The sequence below is a fragment of the Enterobacter sp. 50793107 genome (assembly GCF_001463365.1).
Lineage (GTDB): Bacteria > Pseudomonadota > Gammaproteobacteria > Enterobacterales > Enterobacteriaceae > Enterobacter > Enterobacter cloacae.
In genome coordinates this window covers 1-13,166 of sequence record NZ_LNII01000170.1, presented here as the reverse complement: position 1 = coordinate 13,166, position 13,166 = coordinate 1, and the positions used below count along the sequence as shown (strand labels likewise).

The following is a 13,166-nucleotide window of genomic DNA, read 5'->3' as shown; positions in this document are numbered from 1 at the left end:
AGTCGGGTGGCGCTACGCTAACCCGACCTACACTCTCCGCACGCGCAAGCCGGGGAAAAAAGGGGCTTAACGCCCCTTCTTTTTACGTCCCGGTTGCGTAAAGCGTTTACCTGCGGGCTTGCCTCGCCCTTTCTCTTCCGACTGCGGTGCTTTCACGACCGGGCGTTTAATCGCCTGAGTTTTCGGTTTGGCTTTGGCCTTCGGCTTTGCTTCAGACGAGGAGTTCTCGATAAGTTTGAACAGCTCAATCAGCTCGTCGTCCGTTAAGTCACGCCACTCGCCCAGCGGGATACCGGACAGGCTGACGTTCATGATGCGCGTGCGTTCCAGCTTCGTCACTTCATAACCGAAGTATTCGCACATACGGCGGATCTGACGATTCAGGCCCTGCACCAGGGTAATGCGGAACGCGAACGGCGCTTCTTTCTTCACCTTACACTTTTTCGTGACGGTACCGAGGATGGGTACACCGGCGCCCATGCCCCGAATAAATTCATCCGTGACCGGCTTATTCACCGTCACGATATACTCTTTCTCGTGGTCATTCCCGGCACGCAGAATCTTATTCACCAGATCGCCGTGGTTAGTGAGGAAAATCAGCCCCTGCGAGTCTTTATCCAGACGGCCAATCGGGAAGATACGGCTGCTGTGGTTAACGAAATCAACGATGTTGTCCCGCTCGCCATCTTCCGTGGTGCTGACAATCCCAACCGGTTTATTCAACGCGATAAACACCAGGTCTTCTGCATCACGCGGTTCGATGAGCTGACCATTCACTTTGACCACGTCGCCAGGCATCACCTGGTCACCAATAGTGGCGCGTTTGCCGTTGAGGAACACATTACCTTGTTCGATGTAACGGTCCGCCTCGCGACGTGAGCAGATCCCGCTCTCGCTAATGTATTTGTTTAATCGGGTTGATTGAGTTGGCAGCATAGTTTCTCCTGTGAAGGGCGAAATATACCTTACCTTGCGGCTGACAAAAAAGTCCTAGTAACCGTTGATCAGAAAATCGAGTGCATCCCGCAATGAAGCACTGTTGTCAGTGAGATCGGCAACACGTTCACCTAACTCTTTTGAAGATATGCCTGACAGCATATGCATCATGACAACGCAGGGCTTACCCGCGATTTCAACGACAGGGCACACTTTCGCAGGCGGACGAATGCCGCCCAGCAGGCTTAATTCAACGGCGGGAGCGACAAGTACATGTTTCATCACATTAGCAACAGGGTGCTGCATATTAATAAGCCATGGATAGGCTTTTCTCCCATTGCCTTCATTCTCATAAGCAAAATATTGCTCCATCAGAACGACCTCTGAAAATCACTAAAGGAGCCGTTTTCATCAACCCACTGGTTGATGGCCTCTATAGACGCTTTATTTTCTGCTAACCACTCTGCGCGCTGATGCGCACGAAACTGCTCCTGTAGAGCGGTCGTGAGTACAGCAGAGAGATTGAGTTTAAGCCGTCGCGCTTCTTCAAGAATTTCAGGTGCTAACGAGACATTGACCGATTTTTTAATACCATGGGTAGTGCGCATGAGAACCCCCATTGGAATGCGCATGAATTGGCGAAGTGTAGCGTAATAAACGAGCATTTTCTATTCCCTTCAAAATATAAGGTCTGAAGAGTAAATTGCTCTTTATAAAGCGTCACGCCTCGCAAATGGGTTTTGCGAGGCGCTTTCAGGGATTAATACTCATCCCGCTCGTCATCTTCATCCGGCTGTTCCATCACGCTGTACGCCACCGCACAGAACAATGAGTTAAGGCGTTTCATATCCCCCAGTAGCCCCAGGTGCAGGGAGCTGGTTTCGATACTCTGCACGTTCTGCTGGTGCAGACGTTCAACGTGGGCGTGCGAGTAGCGGCGGTTGAGGATACGGAAGCGATGCTTGTTGCGGCGCAGACGGCGTGCGCTCGGCACATCGCTTGAGAAGAAGACCAACATCGCCAGCTTCAGGTTGCTAAGAAGTTGTTCGTGCAGGGCTTCCAGCTCCTTCAGCCCTTCGACGGAGAACGCACGGCGGGCAGCCAGAGATTTGTCAGCAATTTCACTGCCCATCCGCTCCACAATATCCGAAGCCTGCTCAAGGTTAAGCGACATCTCTATGATTTCCGCCCAGCGGCGGGACTCCTCTTCCGCCAGTTCATCCTGCGGGATGCGCGCCAGATAGAGCTTGATAGCGGTATAAAGCACGTTGATATCATCCGCCAGCCGGCGCAGCTCTTTCTCTTCCCGCGGCTCGCCGTGCATCACCTTTTGCAAGCCTTCGAGCATGGTTTCCATGGCATCACCCATGCGCAGCGTCTCGCGGGCGGCATTGGCCAGCGCCAGCGCAGGAGTATCCAGCGCGGAGGTGTCCAGATGCTTCGGTTTCAGGCGCGCATCCAGCTCCGGTTCATCGCGTATAAGCCGTTCGCAGAAGCGCGCCATTGGTTCAGCAAACGGCACCATCGCCAGGCAACGCACCAGGTTATAGAAGACGTGGAAATAGATCACCAGCTCTGCCTTCGGCAGAGAGAGGTTGTCCATCAGGTTCGCCAGTGGGTGCACAAACGGCAGAATAATCAGGCTGCCCACCAGCTTAAACAGCAGACTGCCGAGCGCCACGCGGCGCGCGGCAGCATTGGCAGCGCTGTTATTGAGCATCGCCAGCAGGCCCGAGCCGAGGTTAGCCCCGATCACCAGACACAGTGCGACCGGGAAGGAGATCGCCCCTGCGGCGGTGAGCGTGGCCGTCAGCAGCACCGCCGCCAGGCTGGAGTAACTGACGATGGCAAACACCGCGCCGATGAGCGCATCCAGCATAATATCGCCGGTTAACGAGGCGAAGATAACCTGCACGCCGTTGGCTTCGGTAATGGGCGTTACCGCCTGCACAATCAGCTCCAGCGCCAGCAGAATCAGCCCGAGGCCAATCCCCACGCGTCCAAGCTGGCCAGCGCGCGTCTGCTTACGCCCAAGGAAAAAGATGACCCCGATAAATATCAGCAGCGGCGACAGCCAGGAGAGATCGAAAGTCAGGATACGTGCCATCAGCGCGGTACCCACGTCAGCGCCCAGCACAATAACCAGTGCAGGGGCCAGCGCCACCAGATCCTGAGCGACAAACGATGTCACGAGCAATGTGGTCGCATTACTGCTCTGAACCAGCGCCGTTACGCCAATACCCGCGCAGAAGGCGAGCGGTTTCTTCTCCACGCTGCTGCTGAGAACAGTACGTAAACGTGCGCCAAACACGCGCATCACGCCGGTACGGACAATATGGGTGCCCCAGACCAGCAGTGCGACTGCCGAGAGCAGATGTAACAGGGTCAGCACGGAAGGTTATCCTCCTTATCGTTATTCATTTTCCTTAGGTCAGTATAAGGGTTTAAACGTAAGAAAGAGACAGGGCGCTCAATGAGCGCCCTGTTAGTTGTAAGGAAAAGTGACGGTCAGTCGGCGTCGTAGCCGAGATTCGGCGCTAACCAACGCTCAACTTCAGAGACGCTCATGCCTTTACGCAGTGCATAATCTTCAATCTGATCGCGCTGCAGCTGCGCCACGGCAAAGTATTTGCTGTCCGGATGGCTGAAGTACCAGCCGGATACCGATGCCCCAGGCCACATCGCGAAAGATTCGGTCAGTTTCATTCCGGTATGGGCCTCAACGTCCAGCAGCTGCCAGATGGTGCCCTTTTCGGTATGTTCCGGACAGGCCGGGTAGCCGGGTGCCGGGCGGATCCCCTGGTAGTTTTCGCGGATCAGCTCCTCATTGCTGAGATTTTCATTCGCCGCATAGCCCCAGTAAACCTTGCGTACGCGCTCATGCAGATACTCTGCGAACGCTTCCGCCAGACGATCGGCAATCGCTTTGACCATGATTTTGTTGTAATCATCGTGCTGCGCTTCAAAGGCATCCGCCAGGGCGTCCTCTTCCAGACCGCCGGTCACGGCGAAGGCACCGATGTAGTCGGCTTTACCACTCAGCTTCGGCGCAACAAAATCGGCCAGACAGTAGTTGGCAAACCCGACCTTTTCGGTTTGCTGGCGCAGGTGATGGCTTACTGTCAGCACGTGAGTGCGCGTCTCATCGCGATAAATTTCGATGTCGTCGCCCACGCGGTTAGCCGGGAACAGCCCCACCACGCCGCGCGGGTTAAGGGCTTTCTCGGCGCTGAGTTTGTCGAGCATGTCGTTAGCGTCTTTAAACAGGCGCTTCGCCTCTTCGCCGACAACCTCATCTTCCAGGATGCGCGGATATTTGCCCGCCAGCGACCATGTCATAAAGAATGGTGTCCAGTCGATGTAGTTGCGCAGCGTTTCGATGCTGGCGGTCACCTCCTGCACGCCCAAGCGATGGGCAACCGGCGGCGTATAGCTCGCCCAGTCAAACGCCAGATCGTTATCGCGCGCCGCCTGAAGTGTCACCGGTGGGGTGCGCGGTTTCTTGCGGGCATGCTGAATGCGGACGGTTTCGTACTCTTTGCGGGTCCGGGCCACAAAGTCATCGCGCTGGGTGTCGGAGAGCAGCGCTGAGACCACGCCCACGGTGCGCGAGGCGTTCTGAACATAGACCGTCGGGCCGCTGTAGTTCTGCTCAATCTTCACCGCAGTATGCGCTTTTGAGGTGGTCGCCCCGCCAATCAGCAGCGGAATGGTGAAGCCCTGACGCTCCATCTCTTTCGCCACGTTAACCATCTCGTCGAGCGACGGGGTAATCAGCCCGGAAAGGCCAATCAGGTCAGCATTGACTTCGCGCGCGGTCCTGAGGATTTTATCCGCCGGCACCATTACGCCAAGGTCAATAATCTCGTAGTTATTGCACTGCAGCACCACACCGACAATGTTCTTTCCGATGTCATGCACGTCGCCCTTCACGGTGGCGATAACCATTTTACCGTTGCTGGAGCCCTGCTCTTTGCTGGCTTCGATGAACGGCTCCAGATACGCCACGGCCTGCTTCATCACGCGCGCGGACTTAACCACCTGCGGCAGGAACATCTTGCCCTCGCCGAACAGATCGCCCACCACGTTCATGCCGTCCATCAGCGGCCCTTCGATAACCTCGATGGGCCGGGCGGCCTGCTGGCGCGCCTCTTCGGTATCCTGCTCGATAAATTCGGTGATGCCTTTTACCAGCGAATATTCCAGCCGCTTCTTGACATCCCAGCTACGCCACTCGGCCTGCTGGACGTTGGCAGCGTCGTCCGATTTGCTGCCGCGGTATTTTTCTGCCAGATCGAGCAGCCGCTCGGTGGCGTCGTCACGGCGGTTGAGGATCACATCCTCCACCGCGTCGCGCAGTTCTGCGGGCAGATCGTCATAAATCGCCAGCTGTCCGGCGTTGACGATCCCCATATCCATCCCGTTGCGGATGGCGTAGTAGAGGAATACGGCGTGGATCGCTTCACGTACCGGGTCGTTGCCGCGGAACGAGAACGACACGTTCGAGACGCCGCCGGAGATCAGCGCATGCGGCAGCTCACGTTTGATGTCTTCACACGCGCCGATAAAGTCCTGAGCGTAGTTATTGTGCTCTTCAATCCCGGTGGCGACGGCGAAGATGTTCGGGTCAAAGATGATGTCTTCCGGCGGGAAGCCCACCTCTTCGGTCAGGATCTTGTACGCACGGCGGCAAATCTCAATTTTGCGCTCGCGGGTGTCCGCCTGGCCCACTTCATCAAAGGCCATCACCACCACGGCCGCGCCGTAGCGGCGCACCATCTTCGCGTGGTGAATAAAGATATCGACCCCTTCTTTCATTGAGATGGAGTTGACAATACCTTTGCCCTGAATGCACTTCAGCCCTTTTTCGATCACTTCCCATTTGGAGGAGTCAATCATGATCGGCACGCGAGCGATATCCGGCTCGCCGGCGATCAGGTTGAGGAAACGTACCATCGCCGCCTCGGCGTCGAGCATCCCCTCATCCATGTTGATGTCGATGATCTGCGCGCCGCTTTCTACCTGCTGGCGGGCAACGTCAAGCGCTTCACTGTACTTCTCTTCTTTGATCAGGCGTTTGAATTTAGCGGAACCGGTGACGTTGGTACGTTCCCCAACGTTAACAAACAGGCTGTCATCGCCGATAGTCAACGGCTCAAGGCCGGAGAGACGGCAGGCAACCGGCAGCTCGGGCAGTTTACGCGGCGGCAAACCGGCCACGGCATTGCTCATGGCGGTGATGTGCTCCGGCGTGGTACCGCAGCAGCCGCCAACGATATTCAGGAAACCGGATTCGGCCCATTCGCGGATCTGCGCCGCCATGGTGTCCGCATCCAGATCATATTCGCCAAAGGCGTTTGGCAGACCGGCGTTCGGGTGTGCGGTGACGTAGCATTCCGCAATGCGTGACAGTTCCTGCACATACTGGCGCAGCTCATCCGGACCCAGCGCGCAGTTCAGGCCGAAGGAGAGCGCTTCCGCGTGGCGCAAGGAGTTATAAAACGCTTCGGTGGTCTGCCCGGACAAAGTACGGCCAGAGGCATCGGTAATGGTGCCAGAAATCATGATTGGCAGCTCGACGCCCAGCGCCTCGAACTCCTCTTTCACCGCGTAAATCGCGGCTTTGGCATTGAGGGTATCGAAAACCGTTTCAATCAGGATCAGGTCGGAACCGCCTTCCACCAGCGCTTTGGTTGATTCACGGTAGGCTGCCACCAGCTGGTCAAAGGTGATGTTACGAAACGCCGGGTCGTTTACGTCCGGTGAAATAGAGGCGGTGCGGTTGGTTGGGCCCAGCACCCCGGCAACGTAGCGCGGTTTCTCCGGCGTGCGCGCCGTCCACGCGTCGGCACAGGCGCGGGCCAGCTTCGCCGCCTCATAGTTTATCTCCGCCGACAGGGATTCCATCTGGTAATCCGCCATGGCGATAGTTGTCGAGTTGAAGGTGTTGGTTTCAACGATATCCGCACCCGCTTCGAAGTAGGCGTTGTGGATATCCGCAATCACCTGCGGTTTGCTTAATACCAGCAGGTCATTGTTACCTTTGAGATCGCATGGCCAGTCCGCAAAACGTTCGCCACGGAAATCGTCTTCACTGAGGCGATAGCTCTGGATCATGGTGCCCATGCCGCCGTCCAGCACCAGAATTCGTTCATTTAACTGCGCACGCAGTTGCTCTACTTTGCTGCTCACACTTGCTCCCGACAACGCTCAACCAGGCCAAAAGGCTGCGGTCCATACTGGCACAATCTTGCAGGGTGGAAAAGTCACACGGCGGTAACATGAGACATGTTCACTATCACTCATCCGATCAGTCAGGATAACGGTTGCAAAATCACCAAATAAAACGAAAATGATTTCCACGATACAGAAAAAGGAGATCGTCATGGTCACGACCGTTCCCGCGAAACGCGGCAGAAAACCTGCTGCCACCCCCGCCGCACAACAGGGTGGACAGGTTCAATCGCTTACACGCGGTTTGAAGCTGCTGGAATGGATAGCCGAGTCGCACAGCAGCGTGGCCCTGACGGAGCTGGCCCAACAGGCTGGTTTGCCGAACTCCACTACGCACAGGCTGCTGACCACCATGCAACAGCTTGGCTTTGTGCGTCAGGTTGGCGAGCTGGGGCACTGGGCAGTCGGCGCCCATGCGTTCATCGTCGGCAGCAGCTTCCTGCAAAGCCGCAACCTGCTGGCGATTGTGCATCCTATCCTGCGCAAATTAATGGAAGAGTCGGGCGAGACCGTGAATCTGGCCGTGCTCGACCAGAGCGACCATCAGGCGATCATCATTGACCAGGTACAGTGTACCCAGCTGATGCGTATGTCAGCCCCCATTGGCGGTAAGCTGCCTATGCACGCGTCCGGCGCGGGGAAAGCCTTTCTGTCACAGCTGAGCGAGGAACAGGTGACGGGGCTGCTGCACCGCAAAGGGCTGCACGCCTATACCCACGCCACGCTGGTTTCACCGGTGCATCTGAAAGAAGATCTGGCGTTGACCCGTAAGCGCGGCTATTCGTTTGACGACGAGGAGCACGCCCTGGGCCTGCGCTGCATTGCGGCCTGTATCTTTGACGAGCATCGCGAACCGTTTGCCGCTATCTCCATCTCGGGGCCGATTTCCCGTATGACCGACGATCGCGTCACCGAGCTGGGTGCGCTGGTGATTAAGGCGGCGAAAGAGGTCACCCTGGCGTATGGTGGGATTCGCTAGGATTGAGTGCGATCTGTTGCCCTCACCCCGGCCCTCTCCCACAGGGAGAGGGAGAAAACCGGATGCAAAACCGCTGCTTACGACGGTAGGCGTACACATCTTCCACATGCCCGTTTTTGATCCGCGTTTGCAGCCCGCGCCAGTAGCTGGCACGAAACAGATCGGCATGCATCTCTTCAAACAATGGCCCAATACGCGGGTCGGCGCACAGCCAGTGGCGAAACTCCTCGGGAAAGACATCGCCCGGTGAGACGCTGTACCACGGCTCGCCGGAGAGTTCATCTTCCGGGTAACGGGGCGGCGGGATATCGCGGAAATTAACCTCGGTCATGTAGCAAATTTCATCGTAATCATAGAACACTACCCGCCCGTGTCGGGTCACGCCGAAGTTTTTAAACAGCATGTCGCCGGGGAAGATATTGGCGGCGGCAAGCTGACGAATCGCGTTGCCGTACTCTTCAATGGCATCTTTTAAAGCCTGACCGTCGGCCTGTTCCAGCCAGATATTCAGCGGCACCATACGGCGCTCGATATACAGATGGCTAATCGCTATTTTGTCGCCCAGATCGGTGATTTTTGCCGGTGCTTCCTGCAGTAACAGGGCCATTAAAGCCGGATCGATCTGCCGCTTATCCAGCACAAAATTTTCAAACTCCTGCGTATCCGCCATACGTCCGACGCGATCGTGTTCTTTCACCAGCTGATAGCAGGCACGAACATGCGCTGCGGTCATCTCTTTCTGCGGCGCAAATGTATCTTTGATGACCTTAAACACCCGGTCAAACCCCGGCAGCGTAAAGACCAGCATCACCATGCCGCGAATGCCGGGCGCTTCGATAAATTGCTCATCGGCGGTGGTGACATAACGCAAATACTCCCGGTAGCTTTCCGTTTTGGCATGCTTTTGACAGCCAATCGCCATATACAGCTCGGCGGTGGTTTTGCCCGGCAGGATCTCGCGCAGCCACTCCACCAGGGCGGCAGGCAGCGGAGCGTAGACCATAAAATAGGAGCGGGCGAAGCCAAACACAATGCTGGCCTCAGCGCTGGTGGTCAGGCAGGTATCGACAAACAGTTCGCCGTCATCGGTACGGTGTATGGGCAGCAGAAACGGCACGGTGGCGGAGGGCGTCACGAGCTTGCCCACCAGCCATGCGGCTTTATTGCGGTAGAAAAGCTCGTTGGCGACCTGCAAATGGCAGTGGCTGAGAACCTCTTCGCCAAAGGATTCGTGGAGATGGGCGATGATAAAGCCAATATCGCGGGCTTTATTCTCCCACGGCAAACGCAGCGGTAAATCTGTTAACACGCGGTGCAGGAGCTTCTCCCAGCCGTGGTCGGGGAAAAAATCCTTCGCCAGCGGGCGCGGAATGGTGCGAAAACGGCGCTCCGGCTGGGAGCTAAAAATAAATAACCGCTCAGGAGATAATGAGCGGTGGTCAAATAACCGGCAATACACGGAGTTGAAAAAGCTCTCCGCAATCTCGAAGCGCGGGTAGTCTGGCAACAAATGGGTGTAGTGCTCCTTAACGCGCAGTAAAAATGCCGCGTCAGGGTTTTTACCGTCGGTAATGCAGCGCAGTTGTTCCACCACCAAACCCACGTGATGATCGTAGAGGTGAATACGCTGCTTCATGGCCTGCTGGACCGCATGCCAGTCGGCGTGCTCAAAGCGCTGCTGCGCGCCGGAGGTGACTTCCAGAAAACGACCATACTGGGCATCGAAGCCCTGCAAAATAGTCTGTGCAATCAGTAATTCCAGACCACGCGACATAGATTCCCCCTCACCCCAACCCTCTCCCCAGAAGGGAGAGGGGGAAAAGATTAGAACTGTGCTTCTTCTGTTGACCCCGTTAAGGCAGTGACGGAGGAGGTGCCGCCCTGAATAATCGTGGTCACATTATCAAAGTAACCGGTTCCCACCTCCTGCTGATGAGAAACAAAGGTATAGCCCTCTTTGCCCGCGGCAAACTCCGGCTGCTGCACTTTCTCGACATAGTGCTTCATGCCTTCACCCTGCGCGTAGGCGTGCGCCAGGTCGAACATGTTGAACCACATGCTGTGGATCCCCGCCAGGGTGATGAACTGATACTTGTAGCCCATGTCTGACAGCTGCTGCTGGAAGCTGGCGATGGTTTTATCGTCCAGATTCTTCTGCCAGTTGAAGGACGGCGAGCAATTATAGGCCAGCAGTTTGCCCGGGTATTTGGCGTGGATAGCATCGGCAAAGCGTTTTGCCAGCGCCAGATCTGGCGTGGAGGTTTCGCACCAGACCAGATCCGCATACGGTGCATACGCCAGGCCACGGCTGATGGCCTGCTCAATGCCAGCATGGGTACGATAGAATCCTTCGCTGGTGCGCTCGCCGGTAATGAACTCGCTGTCGTATGGATCGCAGTCAGAGGTGATCAGGTCAGCCGCGTCCGCGTCGGTACGGGCAATCACCAGCGTCGGCACGCCGAGCACGTCAGCGGCAAGACGCGCAGCGACCAGCTTCTGAATCGCTTCCTGGGTCGGGACCAGCACTTTGCCGCCCATGTGTCCGCATTTCTTCACCGAGGCCAGCTGATCTTCGAAGTGTACGGCCGCTGCACCAGCCTCAATCATCGATTTCATCAACTCAAAGGCGTTCAGCACGCCGCCGAAACCGGCTTCTGCATCCGCGACGATCGGCAGGAAGTAGTCAATAAAGCGCGGATCGTTTGGCTCAATACCTGCCGCCCACTGGATCTGATCCGCACGGCGGAAGGTGTTGTTGATCCGATCCACCACCGACGGCACCGAGTTTGCCGGATAGAGCGACTGATCCGGATACATGCTGGAGGCCAGGTTGGCATCCGCCGCAACCTGCCAGCCGGAAAGATAAATGGCTTCGATACCGGCCTTCGCCTGCTGCAATGCCTGACCGCCGGTCAGTGCACCGAGGCTGTTGATGTAGCCCTTTTTGGAGCCGCCATGCAGCAGATGCCACATCTTCGCCGCGCCATTTTGCGCCAGCGTGCATTCCGGATTGACCGAGCCACGCAGTTTCACCACTTCCTCAGCGCTGTACGGGCGACGGATACCTTCCCAGCGCGGCTGTGTCCACTCTTTCTTCAGTTCTTCGATTTGTTGGGTACGGGTTTTCATGTGCAGATGCTCCATATTGTTATGTGGTGGATTTACGCAAGCAGGCGGTAGCCTGGCAGGGTGAGGAAGTCGATTAAGTCATCTGAGGTTGTGATTTGCTCCATCAGGCGGGCGGCATCATCAAAACGTCCGCTGCTAAAGCGGTGTTCGCCCAGCTCGTCCTGAATGACGCGCATCTCTTCGGCCAGCATCTGGCGGAACAGGGATTTGGTCACCGGCTTGCCGTTGCTGAGCGTTTTCTGATGGTGGATCCACTGCCAGATAGAGGTACGGGAGATTTCTGCCGTCGCCGCGTCTTCCATAAGACCGTAGATGGGCACACAGCCGTTACCGGAGATCCACGCTTCGATGTACTGCACGGCCACGCGGATATTGGCACGCATGCCCTCTTCCGTGCGTTCACCCGAGCACGGCGCCAGAAGTTGCTCTTCTGCGATTGGGGCATCGTCATCACGGGTGACAAACAGCTGGTTTTTGTTGTCACCGAGTACGTGGTTAAAGACTTCCATTGCCGTATCGGCCAGGCCCGGATGGGCGATCCACGTGCCGTCGTGACCGTTACGCGCTTCAAGCTCCTTGTCAGCTTTCACCTTGTTGAGCACCTGATTGTTACGCTCAGCGTCTTTGCTCGGAATAAAGGCCGCCATGCCGCCCATCGCAAAGGCACCGCGCTTGTGGCAGGTTTTAATCAGCAGGCGCGAATAGGCGCTGAGGAACGGTTTATCCATGGTGACAACCTGGCGATCCGGCAGTACGCGATCGGGGTGGTTTTTCAACGTTTTGATATAGCTGAAGATGTAGTCCCAGCGTCCGCAGTTCAGACCCACAATGTGATCGCGCAGAGCGTGCAGGATTTCATGCATCTGGAATACGGCAGGCAGCGTTTCAATCAGCAGGGTGGCTTTAATGGTGCCACGCGGCAGGTTGAAGCGATCTTCCGCGTAGCTGAACACCTCACTCCACCAGGCCGCTTCCTGCCAGCCCTGGGTCTTCGGCAGGTAGAAATAGGGGCCACTGCCTTTTGCCAGCAGGTTTTTGTGGTTGTGGAAGAAATAGAGGGCAAAATCAAACAGGCTGCCCGGAATCGCTTCTCCGCGCCACGTGACGTGTTTTTCCGGCAGGTGCAGGCCGCGTACGCGGCAGATCAGAACCGCCGGATTGGGTTTCAGCTGATAAATTTTACCGGCTTCGTTGGTATAGCTGATGGTGCCATTAACGGCATCGCGCAGGTTGATCTGCCCGTCGATCACTTTACGCCAGTCCGGGGCCAGGGAGTCCTCAAAATCCGCCATAAAGACTTTGACGTTGGCGTTCATGGCGTTGATCACCATTTTGCGCTCTACCGGGCCAGTGATCTCAACGCGGCGATCCTGCAAATCTTCAGGGATGCCGCGGATTTTCCAGTCGCCGCGTCGAATGGAAGCGGTTTCCGAAATAAACCCAGGCAGCTTGCCATTATCAATTTCCTGCTGTTGATGAATGCGTGCAGCCAGCAGCTTATTGCGCTGCGGCGTAAAGCGGGTCACCAGTTCAGTCAGGAATTCAACCGCCTCAGCCGTCAAAATTTGCTGTTCTTGCTCGCTATACGGCTGGGTAAAGGCCAGTTCATCGACCGTCGTTGCCTGTTGAGTCATCACTCGACTCCTCATCAAAGATCCAAATTCACATCCCCAATGCGAACGAAAGATCGTTGTGTAGTTTTCGCTCAGCAGAATTAAGACTATCTCTATTTTTTCCAAAATCAAAAACAATTTCCATTTTAAATTCAATTTAACTTCAACTTATTGATTAATATGAGTTTAAAGTTTTAATGTATGTTGAGTTGAATTTCGGAAATAAAAAAGGCACCCGAAGGTGCCTAATGTGAATAGCTGAAACGCTTTAGGAT

9 protein-coding genes are annotated in these 13,166 nt (G+C 56.1%); 1 reads left to right on the top strand and 8 read right to left on the bottom strand.

Annotated features, from left to right (window positions below; all coding sequences use genetic code 11):
- Nucleotides 1-66: 66 nt before the first annotated feature.
- From rluF to metH, 5 genes are all read right to left on the bottom strand, one after another.
- On the bottom strand, nucleotides 67-936 hold the full coding sequence (gene rluF, locus APU11_RS24590) for a 23S rRNA pseudouridine(2604) synthase RluF (protein ID WP_023621411.1): 870 nt from the start codon (nucleotides 934-936) through the stop codon (nucleotides 67-69).
- A 54-nt stretch (nucleotides 937-990) separates the two neighbouring features.
- Complete coding sequence (locus APU11_RS24585) at nucleotides 991-1,308, bottom strand: CcdB family protein (RefSeq protein WP_023621410.1); 318 nt, start codon at nucleotides 1,306-1,308, stop codon at nucleotides 991-993.
- Nucleotides 1,308-1,601, bottom strand: coding sequence for a type II toxin-antitoxin system CcdA family antitoxin (locus APU11_RS24580; protein ID WP_020686614.1), 294 nt, complete (start codon nucleotides 1,599-1,601; stop codon nucleotides 1,308-1,310). The genes APU11_RS24585 and APU11_RS24580 overlap by 1 nt, the downstream gene beginning before the upstream one ends.
- A 95-nt stretch (nucleotides 1,602-1,696) precedes the next feature.
- A complete protein-coding gene (locus APU11_RS24575) occupies nucleotides 1,697-3,328 on the bottom strand; it encodes a Na/Pi cotransporter family protein (RefSeq protein WP_013095027.1) in 1,632 nt (543 codons plus the stop codon).
- A 116-nt stretch (nucleotides 3,329-3,444) separates the two neighbouring features.
- The gene (metH, locus tag APU11_RS24570; protein WP_058650685.1) at nucleotides 3,445-7,128 is read right to left on the bottom strand and encodes a methionine synthase; all 3,684 of its coding nucleotides are present in this window, start codon (nucleotides 7,126-7,128) and stop codon (nucleotides 3,445-3,447) included.
- 193 nt (nucleotides 7,129-7,321) lie between these two features.
- On the opposite strand from metH, the gene iclR reads away from it, so the two are divergent.
- Nucleotides 7,322-8,149, top strand: a complete 828-nt coding sequence (gene iclR, locus APU11_RS24565) for a glyoxylate bypass operon transcriptional repressor IclR (RefSeq protein WP_013095025.1) — start codon at nucleotides 7,322-7,324, stop codon at nucleotides 8,147-8,149.
- 22 nt (nucleotides 8,150-8,171) lie between these two features.
- On the opposite strand, the gene aceK is transcribed toward iclR, so the two are convergent.
- Genes aceK through aceB form a run of 3 tightly spaced genes read right to left on the bottom strand, consistent with a single transcriptional unit; the run spans nucleotide 8,172 to nucleotide 12,912 of the window.
- Nucleotides 8,172-9,923: a bifunctional isocitrate dehydrogenase kinase/phosphatase gene (gene aceK, locus APU11_RS24560; protein WP_058650684.1), complete on the bottom strand. Its 1,752-nt coding sequence runs from the start codon at nucleotides 9,921-9,923 to the stop codon at nucleotides 8,172-8,174.
- Nucleotides 9,924-9,973: 50 nt separating this feature from the next.
- A complete protein-coding gene (gene aceA, locus APU11_RS24555) occupies nucleotides 9,974-11,278 on the bottom strand; it encodes an isocitrate lyase (RefSeq protein WP_038418438.1) in 1,305 nt (434 codons plus the stop codon).
- 32 nt (nucleotides 11,279-11,310) lie between these two features.
- Nucleotides 11,311-12,912 (bottom strand): malate synthase A, encoded by a 1,602-nt coding sequence (gene aceB, locus APU11_RS24550; protein ID WP_058650683.1) that lies wholly within the window; start codon nucleotides 12,910-12,912, stop codon nucleotides 11,311-11,313.
- Nucleotides 12,913-13,166: the final 254 nt, after the last annotated feature.